Below are 18,032 nucleotides of genomic sequence, written 5' to 3'. Positions count from 1 at the left end.
ACATTTCCATGCTGATCACCCTGTGTTCTCCTGCTCAAAAAGTGAGCAGAAGCAGTTGAACACCTGGGTCAGTTTTCAGTCGGCAGAACAGCCTCTACTGGGTCAGTTTTCGGTCAGCGGCAACACTTGATCGGCACAAAACGCATGGTTGGCCGACCCACCGCTTCGCAGATAGCCTCAGCGTCAGCTACATTGTTGGCGCCGACGCCGAATTGCCCCAGTTACCGAGATGTCACTGACCCAGTCTGATTCCTCGCGAACCAATACCTGTGCTGGATTTGTGCGGATTTGAAGATGGGTCAGTCTTGCGTCGGTACGTGGGGCAATTCGGCATCGGCGCCAACAAGCTCCTGCGAATCTCTCATGCAGATGTGCTTCGAAAGCGCGCTCGATCGCAAGCACAGGGGTCATGCCGGGCGCAGAGTGGTCTCGTGCAATTGATTCAACCAAGCTCATTCCATCGAGCGACACTTCCACAGCGATCTCACAATTTGAGCAGAGTTTATCTATAGCATGCCCCTGGTACACATCCACCCTCTGCTCCGAGTGAGTTCTCGCTACTCTTCAAGGTAAAACACGCAGCCATGACAGCCTCATGGAAATTCGCTGACGTAACGGCCTCGATCGGCGTGCTGCCTTCCAGCATTTGGTGAGGATTCAGTAATGCTCGGTAGATCTCCCAGGAATCAGCGTCCTGCGAATGCTTCAGCACAGCCTGCACCAGCTTATGTTTCAGGGGATCTAGGTGCCAATCTGGAACGCGCTGCCCCTGGTTACCCAGGCTCAGCGCAAGCACTCTTCTGGACTGAATCTCGTAGCTGATCCACCGGCGTGATTTGCCGGCCATCTCGGCGAACACCGCCGCCGGCAGGTTATGCGGAGCATTGAACATCTCCAGCATTTCCAGCCGCTCACGCTGAATGTCCGAACGCTCAGGCGCTGGCCCCGAAACAGCCGAGATGCGCTGAACATCCGCTGGCAGGTTTGGCATCGTGTTTCCTGGCTTCGTCACCAGCAGGATGGGTGCAGGTGTCATCGCGGGGATCACTTCATCGATCTTCTCACCTGCCAACTGCGGTACACCGTCTAAATGAGCCGTGAGGTGCATGCTGGCTGACTCAATCTGGTTTTGCTCGAACAGATCCAACCGGTCAGCCCAGTCTTGCATCATCCTGCGGCGCTGCTCCACGTATTCAGCATGGTTGTACGCCGAGCTCACCTTGTCAGGATCAGAGTGCGAGAGTTGTGCATCGACCCAGACCTTCGGGTAACCAATTTCGTTGAGTGCGGTGGAAATGGTCCCCCTGACACCATGGCCAGTCAGTTGATCCTTGTACCCCATCCGTTTCAGCGCGACATTGAGCGTGTTTTCGCTGATGCGCTTTTTCAAATCACTGTAGTGGGCAAACAGATAACGCTGGGCTGGCTTCACTTCATCGAGCAGATGGCGAACGACCTCCATTGCCTGCACCGAGAGCGGCACGATGTAGGGCGGGATATCACCGGGACGCTTGCCCTCCTTGCGCAGTTCAAGCTGCAGCTGTTTCACCACTTCAGGGGGGATGATCCACAGGCCCTTATCGAGATGGAACTGATCCGGCGTCGCCAGCCGCAGCTCCCCCGTACGCACTCCCGTCAAAAATAGCAACCGAAGGCCAAGCTGGGTCTGCAGCTTACCGGGATACTTACGTAGTATTTGGAGCATAGCCGGGAGCTCGGGCATGCGCAGGAATGGATTGTGGCGCACAGGCGGCTGAGGCAGCGCGACGACATCCAGATCGAACGCCGGATTTAGCGGTAACCCAGGAGCGATGATCAATGCGTAACGGAACATCTGCCGGAACCAAGTCCGGACCTTCTCGGCGCTAGTGAGCGCCTTTCTGCGTTCTATTCTTGAAACGACTTCCAGCAAGTCGGGGCGCTGGATCTCATAGATTGACCGCTTCCCAAGGGTGGGAAGAACGTCTTTGGCAAAGATACGCTGAATCTGTGAGAGCGTGCTCTGCCGCCCTTCCTTGAGGACGAGGCTACGATGCTCGACCCACTTGTCAAATACTGCCTTGAACGTGTTCTCGTCCGCAAGGCGGACGGACTGCCGCTTCTGCTTACGGTGTGCTCGGGGGTTGATGCCCTTGGCCAAAAGAGCTCGGGCTTCGTCGCGTAGGGTACGCGCTTCCCGGAGGCTGACCTCAGGGTAAGTGCCCAGCGACATGCGTTTCTGCTTACCGGCCCAGTAGTAGCGATAGTGCCACGATTTGCCGCCTTCGGGTGCGACCGCCAGGGATAGCCCATCAAGGTCGCCGAGGGTATAGGCCTTTCCGGTAGCTTTCGCTTGCCGGACAGCCAGATCTGAGAGTGCCATGCTCTAGCTCCTGAACTCTTAGTCAGGACTAGATACTTGTCGCGTTGATCTCGCCCCTCCAGCAACAATCCGGAAACCGCCACGCCCGTATTCATGGACTTAAAAATGGACTTAAAAGTCGTGGCTGTCGGTGGTTTCCAGTAGAACTCGCTGGAACGAAAAAAGGACCCGAAGGTCCTTATTTCAACGACTTACAGACTTCAATGGACGTCTGTAGATCATAATTTGGAGCGGGAAACGAGACTCGAACTCGCGACCCCGACCTTGGCAAGGTCGTGCTCTACCAACTGAGCTATTCCCGCAAATGGCGTCCCCTAGGGGACTCGAACCCCTGTTACCGCCGTGAAAGGGCGGTGTCCTAGGCCACTAGACGAAGGGGACACGCTAACTGAAACACATGGTGTGTATTCCAGTGCCCAGAGGCCTTGTCCGAAGACTTGGTCCTGGTTTCACTCAGTGCCGCCCGAAAGCCACACTGTTTAAAAATGGAGCGGGAAACGAGACTCGAACTCGCGACCCCGACCTTGGCAAGGTCGTGCTCTACCAACTGAGCTATTCCCGCAATGGCGTCCCCTAGGGGACTCGAACCCCTGTTACCGCCGTGAAAGGGCGGTGTCCTAGGCCACTAGACGAAGGGGACACACGTACAACATTCACTCCCTACCGCGTTTCGCTGTGTGCTTTACGCTGTAAGTGGCGCGCATTCTATGGATGGATTGAAAGGTCGTCAACCCCCAAGGATAAATTTATTTAAATCAATGACTTCGCCATGCTTTACAGGCACTGCCGGGGTTTCTCGCCGTCCAGGCTTTGGCGCCTATATTCTGGCGCCCGACAAGGCGTTATAGTCCTGCCCGGCAAATGATGGCAATGTGCATCTATACAGACGATACCTACATATACAGGTGAAAGCACTGACTCATCTCGTCGAAGAGTCCTATCCGCCGCATGCGCCAATCACTACACTTCAACGCACATCCTATAAAGAGGTCACACCGGTGACACCACTCATGATCACCCTGCTGGTAATAGCCGGGATCGTAATACTGATCGCCATTGGCTACATGAACCATGTGGTGGAAAACAACAAACTGGAAAAAGCCCGGGCCCAGATAGAGCTCAACGATCGGCTGCGCCGCTGTGGCGAGATCACCGAGACGTTCCCCGGCCAACTGATGACGCCGCAGCTCAAGCTGCTGCTGACCCGCCTGGAACTGAACGTCAACCAACGCATGCTCCACCTCAACAAATCCAGCGCAACCATCAAGGCACGTATTGCCGAGCTGGAAGCCCTCGTGGGCCAGGGCGAATCGATCCCGGTGAACAACCCCCCGGGGCCGATCCAGACCGAAGCCAAGGCCAAGGATGTGCGCTTCCTGCTCGAAGCCCTGCACGGCCAGGTCACCCGCGCCGCCCAGGACGGTTTTTTGCCCACCAATGAGGCCAAGCACTGGATCCGTGAGATCCGTCACCTGCTGGTGCTGCTGCACATCGAGTTCTTCAACAATCTGGGGCAACACGCATTGCAACAGGCGCAGCCCGGCCAGGCACGCCTGGCCTTCGAGCGCGGCGTGCAATACCTGCGCAAGCAGCCCGAGCCGGCCACCTACAGCCAGCACTTGCAACTCCTGGAAAAACAATTGGCACGCGCCAACTCCATGGTGCTGACCAACAGCCAGCAGACCGCAGAAGAAGTCAATGAACTGACCGCAGGCTTGAAAGCCGATGACGCGGATGCCGAATGGAAAAAGAAAGTCATCTACGATTGATCCCCTCCTGTACTGAGTCGCCGGGTGCATTTCTTGCACTCGGTGCCATCATCCTGCGCCTATCCCCTCGTCTATAATTCGCGTACAAAAGTGCCCTTCATGCGCTTGACCAAGGAGGCCCGCCATGCCTGTCGCCATCATTGATGACCAACCCTTGCACTACGTGGACCAAGGTTCTGGCCCGGTTGTCCTGCTCGGCCATAGCTACCTGTGGGACCAGCAGATGTGGGCCCCGCAGATTGCCGCGCTGTCGCAACAGTACCGAGTGATCGTGCCAGAGCTATGGGGCCACGGAGAGTCCGGCCCAATGCCAGCACAGACCCACAGCCTGGACGACCTAGCGCGCCAGACCCTGGCATTGCTGGACCACCTGGGCGTTGCCAAGGTCAACCTGGTGGGCTTGTCAGTCGGCGGCATGTGGGGCGCGCCGCTGGCGTTGCTGGCGCCCGAGCGGGTCAATAGCCTGGTGCTGATGGACACCTACCTGGGCGCAGAGCCTGAGGCTACCCGCGAAAAATACTTCGCACTGCTCAGCGCGATTGAGGCCACGGGGGCTATCTCTGATGCGCTACTGGATATCATCGTACCGATCTTCTTCCGCCCCGGTATCGACCCCGACTCTGCGCTGTATCAGGACTTCCGCCAGTCCCTGCGTGCCCTGCCCCGGGACCGCCTGCTACACAGCATCGTGCCCCTGGGTCGCCTGATCTTCGGTCGTGACGATGCACTGGAAGGTTTATCCCGCCTGGACCCCAATACGACATTGGTAATGTGTGGCACCGATGACCAGCCACGCCCACCTGCAGAAGCACAGGAAATGGCTGACCTGATCGGTTGTGACCTGGTGTTGATCCCGGACGCTGGGCATATTTCCAGCCGGGAAAACCCTGATTTCGTCAACGAAGCGCTGCTCACCTTTCTGGCCAATCACGCCTGAGGCGACAAGGCTGTTGTGGCGAGAAGGCTAGCCCTCTCACCACAACAGCCCCCAGCGCGGCTAATTCAGATCACAGCCGAAAATGCCCCACCATGCCCTTGAGCTCCGCACCCAGTTGCGCCAACTCGATACTCGAGGCGGCGTTCCCCTGCATGCTCAGCGCCGATTGATCGGCACTGGCGCGAATGCTGGTGACGCTGCGGTTGATCTCTTCGGCCACCGAGCTCTGCTGTTCGGCCGCGGCCGCGATCTGCTGGTTCATTTGTTGGATCAGCGAGACCGCTGCGGCAATGCTGCCCAAGGCGCTTTCGGTTTCCAGGGCATCACTGACGGCCAGCTTCACCAGTTCGCCGCTGTGCTGGATATCACGCACTGAAGACTGCGCGGCACTGCGCAAGGTACTTACCAGGCGTTCGATTTCCTCTGTCGATTGCTGGGTGCGCCTGGCCAGCGCCCGCACTTCATCGGCAACCACCGCAAAGCCGCGCCCTTGCTCGCCAGCCCGTGCCGCCTCGATGGCGGCGTTGAGCGCCAGCAGGTTGGTTTGCTCGGCGACGCTTTTGATCACCTCCAAGACGCTGCCGATGTTCTGGATTTCCGCGCTCAGGCTCTCGATGCTGGTGCTGGCGGATGTCGCGGAACTGGCCAGCAACTCGATACGCTGCAGGCTCTGGCGCACCACCTGCTGACCACTGTCGACCTTGTCGTCGGCGGTCTGCGCCGCTTGCGCGGCCTGCTCGGCATTGCGTGCCACATCGTGCACCGTGGCGGCCATCTGGTTCATGGCGGTGGCGACCTGCTCGGTTTCTTCTTTCTGGCTGCTGACTTCGATATTGGTCTGCTCGGTCACGCTGGACAGCGACTGGGCCGAGCTGGCCAATTGCTCAATCCCCGCTTGCAACCCGCTGACCATGCTACTGAGGCCGCTGCCCATCTGCTGCATCGCCTGCATCAACTGGCCCATTTCATCCTGTCGGCTCACATCCATGCGCCCGCTGAGATCCCCGGCGGCGATCTGCCGGGCCACGGCGATCACACTGCGCAGTGGCATCACGATCAAGCGGGTAATCAGCCACGCAGCAATCACCCCGACCAACAAGGCCAGGGCCGAGGAAACAATGATCAGCAAGCTACTTTCGGCCAACTGCGCCTGCATCGACTGGTCCTGCTCGGCATAGGCCCGGTTGACCTGCGAAACCACCTGCGCCGCCCGCTCATGCAATTGCTGGTAGACGATCTTCTCCTGGGCGAGCAGGTCGGTGTATTCGGTGAGTTTTTCGCTAAAGGCGCCGATATGCCCGACCACTTCGCTGAGTACGGTCTGATAGCCGGGGTCCTTGACCAGGGTCTTGAGTTGTTCAGCCTGGGCCAGGGCCTGATCGGCCTGTTCGATACGGCCTTGCCCGGCACTGTCCTCATCACCCTTGCGGCTTTGATCCAGGCGCACCCGCGCTTCATTCATGGCCTGCAACATCAGGCGCGAAACCTGCCCCACCTGCCCGGCCTGCTCGATAAACTCAGCCCCCTCCTTACCCTGGCTTTCCTTGAGGCCATAAGCCCCGTCGTCGGCCAGGCCGGCCTGCAATACATCAAGGTTGTTGGCGACACTGGACACCGACCAACTGGCCATTTCCAGCGCCAGGTCCTTGGCCTGGGTCAGCTCGACAAACTCGTCAAACGCCTTGCGATAGGCGCCCAGGGCCTGCTCGACCTCGGTCATGTCGAGTGCCAGGGCTTCGGCTACCAGGCTGTCAACCCGTTCATGCAGGGCCTCGACCGACTTGGTATCGGTGCGCAGCGCATACTCCTGCTCGATCAAGCGCACGTTCAGCAGCCCCTGATTGAGCGAGGACATGCCCTTGAGCCCCACAAAACGCTGGCCAACACTTTGCAGAGACCACACACCAATCGCCGCCACCAGTGCAGTCAACAGCAATACCAGGGCAAACCCCAGCCCCAGCTTCCTCGCCAGCCCAAGGTTGGCAAATCGTCGTTGCACGGCCAAAATCATTGCGCAAAGTCCTCTTGGCGTGGCGAATGCCAGCATGCCGGGTTTCCATGGGACGAGATTCGCAACCCCGGGCCCCGCAACACAAGACGTTGGCGCCACAATAATGGCAAAAAGCTACACGCCCGTCGTTTTCAGGATGGTAGAGGTCGATCCCGCAGGCCCCATGGCCTTGAACAACGCCAACGCTCGATGATCGCCGGCATAGGCCACATTGATCCGCAGCCAATCCGCGTGCTCGCCGACAGGGCTGAACAACTCCCCGGAAGACAGCAAGACCCCCAGCCGTCTGGCCCTCGCGTGCAACATTGCCGCGCCCCCCGTCTGCGGGCGGGCCCAAACAAACATGCCGCCCGCGGGCACCGCAAAGACCTCCCACTCTTCGTCCTCCAGCACCTGCAGGGTCTTGGCCATCTCCGCGCTCAACCGCCTGCGCAGGCGTTGCAGCCATTTGCGGTAGGTGCCGTTGGCCAACAGGCTCGCCACCACCGCCTCAGCGAAGCGGGAGGTGCCGATACCGGTCAGGGTCTTGAGCTTGAGCAAACGAGTGATGACCGCGGTACTGCCCGTGAGATAGCCCACCCGTAGCGCGCTGCTCAGGGTCTTGGAAAAACTCGAGACGTAAATCACCCGATCATCATGGGGTAGCGCCGCCAGCCGGACACACGAGGCGTGTTGCAGGTCGCCGTAGACATCCTCCTCGACAATCAGGAAGTCCCGGCTATGGGCCAGATGCAACAGACGTTCGGCCACCGCCAGCGAAAGGCTGGTGCCGGTCGGGTTGTGGTAAAGGCTATGGATGAACAGGCACTTTGGACGGTGGGTCACCAGCAGCGCTTCCAGGGCCTGGATGTCCGGGCCACTGCGGGCCCTGGGAACCTCCAGCATCGTGACACCGTGGAAGGCCAACTGACGATAAAGGTTGCCGTAGCCAGGGGTTTCAACCACCACCGTATCGCCAGCCTTGAGCAAAGTGCGTATCAACAAGTCCTGCGCATGGCTGGCGCCGTGGGTGGTGAGGATCCGCTCGGCAGTGGTGCTCACCTGGATCTGCGTCAGGCGCTTGTGCAATTGTTCGCGCAACGCCGGCAGCCCGAGAGGGGTGCTGTAACTGAAGACGCCAGCGGTGTCGGTACGGCTGATTTCGCGGATGGCGTAACTGATGTCATCGCTTTCACGCCAGGCATCCGGAAGCCAGCCACACCCCAGCTTCAACTCACCCAACTGGTTATCGGTAAAGGCCCCCCACCGGCGCTCCGCCCCTTCATACCACTGGTATTCCCCCAGGGGAGTGCTTGCAACCGGTTGCGCGGCGATCACAAACCCGGAGCCGGCCCTTGAGGCCAGCACCCCTGCGGCCACCATTCGCTCAAGGGCCTCGATCACACTGGATTGACTGAGCAGGTTGTCATGGGCCAGTTGCCGGATGGAAGGCAGGCGCGTCCCGGGGCTAACCCCACTCTCCCGAATCCATGCGGCAATGGCGCTGACAATTTGCTGAACCACCGGTACCGGGGCCTGCCGATTGATCCCTAAATCCATGAGCCACCCCCTTCAACTGTTTGGCATTTAACTCAAAACAGTTAAGCACAGAAGGTCAGGGTCGCCCTGTTCATAAATTTATTAAATTATTGATTTTATTGAATTATTTACCTAGTGAAACACAATGGCCGAGGGCATCTTGCCATCTACGGAAACGCCCCACAGCCTTTAAAATCACTTTCTCAGCGGTACACCGCCGCAGGTCCTAGATAGCCGTGGCACCACCGTCCACCGCCAATGCATGCCCCGTGGTGAACGCGGCGCCATCGCTGCACAGATACAGCACTGCGCTGGCGATTTCCTCGACGGTGCCAATGCGCCCGACCGGATGCATGGCGGCGGCAAACTCGGCCTTGCGCGGATCGGCTTCATAGGCGCGGCGGAACATATCGGTGTCGATCACTGCCGGGCACACTGCGTTGACGCGGATTTTCTTTTTCGCATACTCGATGGCCGCCGACTTGGTCAGGCCAATCACCGCATGCTTGGATGCGGCATAAATACTCATCTTCGGCGCAGCGCCCAACCCCGCAACCGACGCGGTATTGACGATGGCCCCACCGCCCTGGGCCAGCAGCAATGGCAACTGATACTTCATGCACAACCACACGCCCTTGACGTTGACGCCCATGATGGCGTCGAACTCATCCAGGGTGCCATCAGCCAGCTTGCCCTGTTCAATCTCGATGCCGGCATTGTTGAACGCGTAGTCCAGGCGGCCATAGCTGTGCAGTACCTGCTGCATCAGTTGTTGCACATCCGCCTCCAGGGTCACATTACAGCGCACGAACAGCGCCTCGCCGCCTGCCTCGCGGATCAACGCGACCGTCCCCTCGCCGCCCGCCACATCGAGGTCGGCGACCACAACTTTCAAGCCTTCTGCGGCGAATGCCAGGGCCGTAGCGCGGCCAATACCGTTGGCGGCACCGGTGACCAGGGCAACCTGGCCGGAAAACGTCATGCTCATTGCTTATATCCTTGGATGAATGCCCGTGGGCCCAGCATAGCCAGGGCCCAGCACTGCGCGTCAGCACTATCAGAAGGCCAGTTGAGCCCCCATGCGTAGCAGTGATAAGCCTGCCGTGCCCACTATCAAGCCAGCCTATCGACGGGCATTCGCAGCGGTCGGCCGAACTTGCTCCCGGCGCCTGGAAGGTCTATCACTTGAGGCTCATTTACCCAGAGTCCTTGCCATGACTGCCCAGACCAACCGCCAATTCCTGCTTGCCAAACGCCCGGTCGGCGCGGCCACGCGGGACACCTTTACCTATCAGGAAGTACCGGTGGGCAACCTGGCGGATGGCCAGGTGCTGGTGCGCAACGAATACCTGTCCCTCGACCCAGCCATGCGTGGCTGGATGAATGAAGGCAAGTCCTACATCCCGCCGGTGGGCATTGGTGAAGTCATGCGCGCATTGGGCGTAGGCCAGGTCATTGCCTCGAACAATCCGAAATTCGCCGTCGGCGATTACGTCAACGGTGCCCTGGGCGTGCAGGATTACTTCCTCGGCGAGCCGCGTGGGTTCTACAAGGTCGACCCGAAACTGGCGCCCCTGCCGCGCTATCTGTCTGCGCTGGGCATGACCGGCATGACCGCCTACTTCGCGCTGCTCGACACCGGCGCGCCCAAGGCCGGCGATACCGTAGTGATTTCCGGGGCCGCTGGTGCCGTGGGCAGCATTGCCGGGCAGATCGCCAAGATCAAGGGTTGCCGCGTGGTGGGGATTGCCGGCGGCGCCGACAAGTGCAAGTTTTTGCTGGATGAACTGGGGTTCGACGCGGCCATCGACTACAAGCACGAAGACGTGCCGGCCGCCCTCAAGCGCGAATGCCCGAAAGGCGTGGACGTCTATTTCGATAACGTTGGCGGCGACATCCTCGACGCCGTGCTCAGCCGCCTGGCGTTGAAGGCGCGGGTGGTGATTTGCGGAGCCATCAGCCAGTACAACAATAAGGAAGCCGTGAAGGGCCCCGCCAACTACCTGTCACTGCTGGTCAATCGGGCGCGCATGGAAGGGTTTGTGGTGATGGATCATGCGGCGAACTTTGCCGCCGCCGGGCAGGAAATGGCCGGCTGGATGGCCCAAGGCAAGCTCAAGAGCAAGGAAGATATCGTCGAGGGCCTGGAGACGTTCCCGGAGACGTTGATGAAGCTGTTCAACGGCGAGAACTTCGGCAAGTTGGTGCTGAAGGTCAACTGACACCCCAAACCAATGTAGGAGCTGCCTTGCCTGCGATGCAGACACCTCGGTTTTTCAGTAACCACGAGGTGATGCTATCGCAGGCAAGCCAGCTCCTACGTGTTTAGCCCAAGGGCATCAGGCGATTTCGGCGACCACCGCGGCCAAGGCCTTGGCCGGGTCAGCCGCCTGGCTGATCGGGCGACCAATCACCAGGTAATCAGAACCCGCATCCAGCGCCTGGCGCGGCGTGAGGATACGGCGCTGGTCGTCCTGGGCGCTGCCTGCCGGACGAATCCCCGGCGTCACCAACTGCAGCGCCGGATGGGCGGCCTTCAACGCCTGGGCTTCCAGCGCCGAGCAGACCAGGCCATCGAGGCCGGCCTTCTGCGCCAGGGCAGCCAGGCGCAGCACTTGTTCCTGGGGCTCGATATCCAGGCCGATGCCGGCCAGGTCTTCACGCTCCATGCTGGTCAGCACGGTCACACCGATCAGCAACGGCTTGGGACCGCTGCGCTGCTCCAGCACCTCACGGCACGCAGCCATCATGCGCAGGCCGCCGGAGCAGTGGACGTTGACCATCCACACGCCCATCTCGGCCGCGGCCTTGACCGCCATCGCGGTGGTGTTGGGGATATCGTGGAATTTCAGGTCGAGGAACACCTCGAAGCCCTTGTCACGCAGGGTGCCGACGATTTCTGCTGCGCAGCTGGTGAACAGTTCCTTGCCGACCTTGACGCGGCAGAGCTTGGGATCCAACTGGTCAGCCAGCTTCAGTGCGGCGTCACGGGTGGGGTAATCCAGGGCGACGATGATAGGAGTCTGGCAGACGGACATTGGAATGGGCTCTCAGGCAAGTCGAAATCGGCGCGGATTGTAGCGCAAGCAGCGGCTTTGCGGGATCCGATGATCGGTAAATCCTCGGCAAGCGCCTATTTTCCTGGAATAACCGGCTAATATTTCAAAGTCGATACATTCACGACACGCCTACAACATGCCCCGGCAGTAGCCTTGCCCGCACGGCCCGACACGGCGCCTATGCTCACGCAATTACCCCGCTGCGGCCCTTGGGCCACGGCCAACCTGGCAGATGATCGCACCATGCATACCCCTTCCGCCCTGCCCCATGAACTTGCCAGCGAGGACAAACGCTGGAACACCCGCGCGTTGATCGTCGACGACGATGTGCCGATCCGCGAACTGCTGATTGATTACCTGGCCCGCTTCAACATCCTCGCCAGCGGTGTGACCGACGGCGCCGCCATGCGCCTGGCCATGCAAACCGAGACCTTTGATGTGGTGGTGCTCGACCTGATGCTGCCCGGCGAAGATGGGTTGTCGATTTGCCGGTGGCTGCGGGCCGAATCGGATATCCCGATCCTGATGCTGACGGCTCGCTGCGAACCCACCGACCGCATTATCGGCCTGGAACTGGGGGCTGACGACTACATGTCCAAGCCGTTCGAACCGCGGGAGCTGGTGGCGCGGATCCAGACCATCCTGCGTCGGGTGCGTGATGACCGCACTGAGCAACGCACCAATATCCGCTTCGATCACTGGCGCCTCAACAGCGTGCTGCGCCAACTGGTGGCGGATGATGGCCTGGTAGTACCGCTGTCCAACGCCGAATTCCGTTTACTGTGGGTGTTCATCGAACGCCCGCGCCGGGTGCTCAGCCGTGAACAACTGCTGGATGCGGCCCGTGGACGCTCGATCGAAGCCTTTGATCGCAGCATCGACTTGCTGGTCTCGCGCCTGCGCCAGAAACTGGGAGACGACCCCAAGGCCCCGCAACTGATCAAGACCGTACGCGGCGAAGGCTACCTGTTCGACGCGCGGGACATCGGCTGATGCGCAACGCCTTCAACACCTTGTTTGGCCGCTTGTTCGGGGTGCTGCTGATAGCCATTGTGCTGGCCCATGTGCTGGCGTTCTTTTGGTTTCACCATTACGGGCCACCGCCGCCGCCGCCCGTCGACGTCATGATCGAGCAGGCGGACGGCTCTTTGCAGGCCGCGCCCCAGGCCCATCGACGGCCCTGGTTCGGCGGCCCGGTGGTGCCGCTGACGTTCCAGTTTATCTCGCTGATCATCGCCGCGTGGTTCGGCGCCAAGTTGCTCAGCCGCCCGATCCAGCGCTTGAGCGCGGCCGCCGAGCGTTTGAGTGTGGACCTGGACAGCCCGCCCCTGGACGAATCCGGCCCACTTGAAGCGCGCCAGGCCGCCTCGACCTTCAACCTGATGCAGCGCCGCATCCGCGAACAGGTCAGCCAGCGCGCCCGCATGCTTGGCGCGGTTTCCCACGACCTGCGCACCCCTCTGTCACGGCTCAAGCTGCGCCTGGAGCAGATCGACGATCTGCGCCTGCAGGGCCAGATGCGCCAGGACCTGGACGACATGATCGGCATGCTCGACGCCACCTTGAGCTACCTGCACGAACAACGCACTGGCGAAAGCCGGCAGTGGCTGGACGTGCAGGCACTTGTGCAGTCCCTGAGCGAAAACGCCCAGGACCAGGGCGCGGACGTGCAGTGCCAGGGCCACAGCACGCCGCTGCAAGTACAGCCCATGGCCTTGCGTTCATGCCTGAACAACCTGATCGACAACGCCCTGCGCTATGCCGGTACGGCACGCATCGAACTGCAGGACAGCCCCCAGGCGTTGGTGATCCGGGTAATCGACCATGGCCCGGGGATTGCTGCCGAACAGCGCGAGGCGGTATTCGAACCGTTTTTCCGCCTGGAAGGCTCGCGCAATCGCAATTCCGGGGGCGTGGGGTTGGGGATGACCATTGCCAAGGAGGCGGTTGAGCGGTTGGGGGGCCAATTGAGCCTGGAAGAAACCGCAGGCGGCGGTTTGACAGCAAAGATGTGGCTACCCAGGAGTTAGCCCCTGTAGGAGCCGGCTTGCCGGCGATGGCGGCTGCAGATTCACCGCAACCCTCAAGGCCGCCATCGCCGGCAAGGGATCAGCCCACCTTGTCTTCCCGGCGAACCTGCGCCTGGCTCGCACTCCAATCCGTCAACAGGCTGTACGCCACCGCCAGCAATGTCGGCCCGATAAACAAGCCGATAAAGCCAAACGCAATCAACCCACCAAATACCCCCAGCAACACGATCACCAGTGGCAGGTTGCCGCCGCGGCTGATCAGGTAGGGCTTGAGCACGTTGTCCACGCCGCTGATGATGAACGTGCCCCAGACGCCGAGGAACACCGCGTAGGTGTAGTCGCCCTTCCACACCAGCCAGGCCGTGGCCGGGATCCAGACAAGCGGCGGCCCCATGGGGATCAGGCTCAGCAGGAAGGTGACGATACCCAGTACCAGCGCCCCGGGAACTCCGGCGATCAGGAAGCCGATCAGTGCCAGCAGTGCCTGGGCGGCGGCGGTGCCGATCACGCCGTTGACCACCCGCTGTACCGTGCCGGCCACCAGGTCGATGTAGTAACCGGCACGCTCACCAATCAAGCGTTCCAGCAGGCGGTGGACGAACATCGCCAGGCGCGGCCCGTCGCGGTAGAAAAAGAACACGAACACCAGGCTCAGGGTCAGTTCCAGGATGCCGCCGCCGATCTGCGCACTACGGGCCAGCAACCAGTTGCCGACCTGCCCCAGGTACGGCTTGATCGTGACCATCAAGGCCGCGCCCTGCTGGTCGATGCTGTCCCACATGCCCACCAGCCGCTCCCCGACAAAGGGGATCGACCCCAGCCAGGTGGGTGCCTCGGGCAAGCCATCGACCTGCACATCCTTGATCAGCGCCACGGCGTCGCGCACATGGTCGGCCAGGTTGAAGCCCAGCCACACCAGCGGCACTGCCACCAGCAACATCCAGCCCAGGGTCAGGATCCCCGCTGCCAGTGACTCGCGCCCACCCAGGGCACGGGTCAACAGGCGCATCAGCGGCCAACTGGCAAATGCCAGCACCGCGCCCCAGAACAGCGCCGACCAGAACGGCGCCATCACCCAGAAACTGGCACCAAACAGCACCAGGAGCAGGATCTGCACCAGCAGGCGATCATTGTTGAGCATGTGGTTTCTCGAAAAGAAGTCTGTTGAGGGAGAGCTTAGGCGAACGGCGCGGGTCCGTTCGCCCTGGAACGATCAGCGGATAACTTGCAGGTGCAGGCCCTTGGCCTCACCCGTGCCGGTTTCCAATCGCGCCGCACGCACGCCCTTGTCGATCAGGCCCTGGCGCCAGGCTTCGGCGTTAGGCCCGCTCACACTGACCCGCAAGGTGGTATCGAGGTTCAATCCACGGGAAATCAGGGTCAGCCACGTTGCGTCGGGTTCTGCCCCCAGCAAGGGGAAATCCAGGTCGCCGGTGCTTTTCAATTCGCGCAGCAGGGTGGCCGAGGTGGGTAGTAATTGCCCCAGGGGCGCGCTGGCGTCCATTTGTTCCACATGCAGGTAAGCGCGACGGTTGCCGCGGGTAATGCCGTAGAGCGCTACCAGGGAGTTGTCCTGGGGGGCTGCCAGGCGCAGCAACAGGAACTCCTGCTGGCCATCGGCGCCAACCAGTTTGGAGTTGCCCAGCACTTCGTTGGCCCACAAGCTGCTTTCGCCACAATCGCGTGCCTGGCACCAGAACAGCAACTGCGCGCCTTGCTCTTGCAACGCCTCGCGCGTGGATTTGAAGGCCGCGCTGGAGCTGTGCTCGGCGGGCAGTTCATAGGTGATGGCTGTCACTTGGCCCCGCGCCGTGGCCTGACCTTCGTAGCGCAACTGGCCGCTGATCTTGCGGATCGCGCCCATGGGGTAGATGCGTTCTTTTTCTTCGGCGGGACGGTAGTCGACAATCTGCGAATCCACCTGTCGAGCCACGCTGGGCAGATCCTGGCTTCCCGGCAGATCAGCAGCGAAAACCAACGGGCTGATGCAGCACAGCCCAAGCACACGGATAATTCCCTTGGCACTACTCATCGGATCGGTGCGCCTTGGCCGGTGGATGCCTTCGCGATATTCGGATTGTTCATGGTTGACTCCCTTTCAATCCGCCCAGCCTCGACAGTTGCCCCCGCCAAGTCAAGGCGCGGTGAAGAAGCGATTGAAACAGTCTGCAACAAGAGCCGCCCCCGACTCGTCGTTCAGGTGCAAATGATGGCCACCTGCAAGGGTGGTTACCGCGAAAGGAAGCTGGGAAAGCAGCTCGGGATGTTTGGCCAGCATGCCCTCTTGCGCCACCACCAACTGTGCAGGACAGGCCACCCGGCGCACAAAGGCCATGGCCTGTTCTTCCGTCAGGCGCATCGGCGATGCCAGGGTCAAGCGACTGTCGCTGCGCCAGGTGTAGCCGCCCGGCACCGGCATCAAGCCGCGCTGGGCCAGGAGTTCCGCGGCTTCACGGCTGACTGCGACCACGCCCTTCATCCGCGCCTCCACCGCGCGGTCAAGGGTGCCGTACACCGGTTTACGTTTGTCTTGCAGGTTGATTTGCGCCTGCAACGCCATGCCCATGCGTTCGGCGGCATTCTCGCCGGTAGCGGTCGGCGGGATCACACCGTCGATCAACCCCAAGTGCGTCACACGCTCTGGCAAGGCCCCGGCCAACACCGTGGAGACAATCGCCCCGAGGGAGTGACCAAGTAATGCAAAACGTTTCCAGCCCAGTTGCTCGGCCACCTGCAATACATCAAACACGTAGTCCCACACGGCATAACCTGCCCCGACCGGGCGGTGGGCCGAGTGGCCGTGACCGGCCATGTCCAGGGCGACAATGCGCAAACCCTGCAGTTTGGGCGCCAGGCGCGCGAAGCTGTTGGCGTTATCCAGCCAGCCATGCAGGGCGATCACCGGCAGGCCATCTTCGGGGCCGAACAGATGGGCCGCCAGCTCGATATGCGGCAGGCTCAGGCGGACTTCTTCGACGGGTGCGGTCATGCGCAACTGCGCTCACGCGCGCGGGCTTCCCAGCGGGTAAACAGGTTCTTGATCAAGGTCGCGGTGTCCTGCGGGCGTTCAAGGGGAAACATGTGCCCGCCGGGCATGGTCAGCATCTCTCCCATGGGCAGGCGCGCGACGCCGCTGGCGTGATGGCGCATCACCACCCGGCTCTGCCGGCCGCGTACCACGGCCAGTGGCACTTTCAATTGGCGGGTCTGGCCGGGGCTGGTGTGCGGCACGCCCCGGTAGATGCTGATTTCCGTTGCCGGGTCGAAGCGCAGGCGCAGGCGATCGCCCACCTGGTGCAAACCGTGCTGCAAATAGGCCTCCAGGCATTCCGGGTCAAAGCCGCGGAACAGCGTCTTGCCGGAAAAATACTGGCGGGCGGCATCCAGGTCGCTGAACTCTTCGCGCCGGCCCAGGGTGCGACCTGCGGGGGTCAGGCGGTCAATCAGGCCAAAGCGCTTGGCCGCGCGAATCACCCAGCGGTCAGCCAGGGTCAGCACCGGCGAGTCGAGCATCACCACCCCGCGATACAGCTGCGGGCAGCGCAGGGCGGCGTGCAAATGCAACACGCCGCCCAGTGAATGGCCGACGCCCCACACCGGCTCCGGTTGTTGCTCCAGGTGATGGATCAGTTCGTCCACCAGGTTCTGCCAGTTGTCATCCACCGGAAATCGCGGGTCGTGGCCGTGCTGCGACAGGTGCGCCACCGCGTACTCCGGCGCCAGGGCATCGAACAACTTGCCGTAGGTCGCCGAAGGAAAGCCATTGGCATGAGTGAAAAACACATGTTGCGACATAGCCTGCCCATCTTCAAAAACAGAAATCGATTGTCCCCACGCCTGGCCGCTACAGCAATGACTGTAACTGCCAGGAATGATGTCACTCACGCCACGCCTATCGTACCGGCGGGGTCTCGCCCAGCGGCACCACGGCCATGGTCAGGCGCGACACGCAACTGGCCTTGCCCTCGTCACTGGTCAGGCGAATGTCCCAGACATGGGTAGTGCGCCCGATATGGATCGCCCGGGCCACCGCCGTCACCCGCCCGGAACGCAGGCCGCGCAGGTGGTTGGCGTTGATTTCCAGGCCCACGCAATAGAACTTGGCGGGGTCTATACACAAGTAGCTGGCCACGGAGCCCACCGTTTCGGCCAACACCACCGAGGCCCCGCCGTGCAGCAGCCCATAGGGTTGATGGGTGCGATGGTCGACCACCATGCTCGCGGTCAGGGATTCGTCGTCGAAGCTCTCGAAGCGAATATCCAGCACTTCACCAATGGTGTTTTTCTGTCTGGCATTGATTTGCTCGATATCGGGAACGGTGCGCCACAGGCTCATTGCAGTGTCC

Annotated in this window: 15 protein-coding genes, 4 tRNA genes and 1 pseudogene; 5 read left to right on the top strand and 15 right to left on the bottom strand. The window is 61.1% G+C overall.

The window, feature by feature from the left end; translation table 11 throughout:
• Positions 1-502: 502 nt before the first annotated feature.
• The 5 genes from FIV38_RS13820 to FIV38_RS13800 all read right to left on the bottom strand — a co-directional run bounded on the left by FIV38_RS13820 (position 503) and on the right by FIV38_RS13800 (position 3,002).
• Complete coding sequence (locus tag FIV38_RS13820; protein WP_092234783.1) at positions 503-2,362, bottom strand: tyrosine-type recombinase/integrase; 1,860 nt, start codon at positions 2,360-2,362, stop codon at positions 503-505.
• A gap of 226 nt (positions 2,363-2,588) precedes the next feature.
• Positions 2,589-2,664: transfer RNA gene (locus FIV38_RS13815), tRNA-Gly, on the bottom strand.
• A gap of 3 nt (positions 2,665-2,667) precedes the next feature.
• Positions 2,668-2,743 (bottom strand) — tRNA-Glu (locus FIV38_RS13810).
• A gap of 105 nt (positions 2,744-2,848) precedes the next feature.
• A tRNA-Gly gene (locus FIV38_RS13805) sits at positions 2,849-2,924 on the bottom strand.
• Between the two features lie 2 nt (positions 2,925-2,926).
• A tRNA-Glu gene (locus FIV38_RS13800) sits at positions 2,927-3,002 on the bottom strand.
• 358 nt (positions 3,003-3,360) lie between these two features.
• Here FIV38_RS13800 and FIV38_RS13795 point away from each other — a divergent pair.
• Both FIV38_RS13795 and FIV38_RS13790 read left to right on the top strand, forming a co-directional pair.
• Entirely contained in the window at positions 3,361-4,131 is a 771-nt protein-coding gene (locus FIV38_RS13795) for a hypothetical protein (RefSeq protein ID WP_092234781.1), read from the top strand.
• Positions 4,132-4,255: 124 nt separating this feature from the next.
• Entirely contained in the window at positions 4,256-5,068 is an 813-nt protein-coding gene (locus tag FIV38_RS13790; RefSeq protein ID WP_092234778.1) for an alpha/beta fold hydrolase, read from the top strand.
• 70 nt (positions 5,069-5,138) lie between these two features.
• Here the strand turns inward: FIV38_RS13790 and FIV38_RS30950 are convergent, their stop codons facing one another.
• The 4 genes and pseudogenes from FIV38_RS30950 to FIV38_RS13775 all read right to left on the bottom strand — a co-directional run bounded on the left by FIV38_RS30950 (position 5,139) and on the right by FIV38_RS13775 (position 9,585).
• Positions 5,139-5,843 (bottom strand): methyl-accepting chemotaxis protein, encoded by a 705-nt coding sequence (locus tag FIV38_RS30950; RefSeq protein ID WP_371923399.1) that lies wholly within the window; start codon positions 5,841-5,843, stop codon positions 5,139-5,141.
• Positions 5,844-6,050: 207 nt separating this feature from the next.
• A pseudogene (locus FIV38_RS30945) lies at positions 6,051-6,119 on the bottom strand (hypothetical protein); the annotation flags it as partial.
• Positions 6,120-7,193: 1,074 nt separating this feature from the next.
• Positions 7,194-8,618, bottom strand: coding sequence for an aminotransferase-like domain-containing protein (locus FIV38_RS13780; RefSeq protein ID WP_092234772.1), 1,425 nt, complete (start codon positions 8,616-8,618; stop codon positions 7,194-7,196).
• A gap of 205 nt (positions 8,619-8,823) precedes the next feature.
• Positions 8,824-9,585, bottom strand: a complete 762-nt coding sequence (locus FIV38_RS13775) for an SDR family oxidoreductase (protein WP_092234769.1) — start codon at positions 9,583-9,585, stop codon at positions 8,824-8,826.
• Positions 9,586-9,811: 226 nt separating this feature from the next.
• Between FIV38_RS13775 and FIV38_RS13770 the strand changes: the two genes are divergently transcribed.
• Positions 9,812-10,819, top strand: a complete 1,008-nt coding sequence (locus tag FIV38_RS13770) for an NADP-dependent oxidoreductase (protein WP_092234766.1) — start codon at positions 9,812-9,814, stop codon at positions 10,817-10,819.
• 117 nt (positions 10,820-10,936) lie between these two features.
• Here FIV38_RS13770 and pyrF read toward each other — a convergent pair whose 3' ends face one another.
• Positions 10,937-11,635, bottom strand: a complete 699-nt coding sequence (gene pyrF / locus FIV38_RS13765; protein ID WP_029292743.1) for an orotidine-5'-phosphate decarboxylase — start codon at positions 11,633-11,635, stop codon at positions 10,937-10,939.
• A 264-nt stretch (positions 11,636-11,899) separates the two neighbouring features.
• On the opposite strand from pyrF, the gene FIV38_RS13760 reads away from it, so the two are divergent.
• Together FIV38_RS13760 and FIV38_RS13755 are read left to right on the top strand one after the other, a co-directional pair.
• Complete coding sequence (locus FIV38_RS13760; protein ID WP_092234763.1) at positions 11,900-12,649, top strand: response regulator; 750 nt, start codon at positions 11,900-11,902, stop codon at positions 12,647-12,649.
• Complete coding sequence (locus FIV38_RS13755) at positions 12,649-13,686, top strand: ATP-binding protein (RefSeq protein ID WP_092234760.1); 1,038 nt, start codon at positions 12,649-12,651, stop codon at positions 13,684-13,686. Before FIV38_RS13760 ends, FIV38_RS13755 begins: the two co-directional genes overlap by 1 nt.
• A gap of 79 nt (positions 13,687-13,765) precedes the next feature.
• Here the strand turns inward: FIV38_RS13755 and FIV38_RS13750 are convergent, their stop codons facing one another.
• From FIV38_RS13750 to FIV38_RS13730, 5 genes are all read right to left on the bottom strand, one after another.
• Positions 13,766-14,827, bottom strand: a complete 1,062-nt coding sequence (locus tag FIV38_RS13750) for an AI-2E family transporter (protein WP_070995387.1) — start codon at positions 14,825-14,827, stop codon at positions 13,766-13,768.
• Between the two features lie 72 nt (positions 14,828-14,899).
• A complete protein-coding gene (locus FIV38_RS13745) occupies positions 14,900-15,718 on the bottom strand; it encodes a DUF4892 domain-containing protein (RefSeq protein WP_092234757.1) in 819 nt (272 codons plus the stop codon).
• 102 nt (positions 15,719-15,820) lie between these two features.
• Positions 15,821-16,675, bottom strand: coding sequence for an alpha/beta hydrolase (locus FIV38_RS13740; protein ID WP_092234754.1), 855 nt, complete (start codon positions 16,673-16,675; stop codon positions 15,821-15,823).
• Positions 16,672-17,481: an alpha/beta fold hydrolase gene (locus FIV38_RS13735; RefSeq protein WP_070995389.1), complete on the bottom strand. Its 810-nt coding sequence runs from the start codon at positions 17,479-17,481 to the stop codon at positions 16,672-16,674. The genes FIV38_RS13740 and FIV38_RS13735 overlap by 4 nt, the downstream gene beginning before the upstream one ends.
• Before the next feature lie 97 nt (positions 17,482-17,578).
• A complete protein-coding gene (locus FIV38_RS13730; protein ID WP_029292729.1) occupies positions 17,579-18,022 on the bottom strand; it encodes a hotdog fold thioesterase in 444 nt (147 codons plus the stop codon).
• Between the last annotated feature and the right edge of the window lie 10 nt (positions 18,023-18,032).

This window comes from Pseudomonas proteolytica, assembly GCF_007858275.1.
GTDB classification, from domain to species: domain Bacteria; phylum Pseudomonadota; class Gammaproteobacteria; order Pseudomonadales; family Pseudomonadaceae; genus Aquipseudomonas; species Aquipseudomonas proteolytica.
The sequence above is the reverse complement of the archived record's forward strand: the minus strand, read 5'-3'. Positions and strand labels throughout refer to the sequence as shown.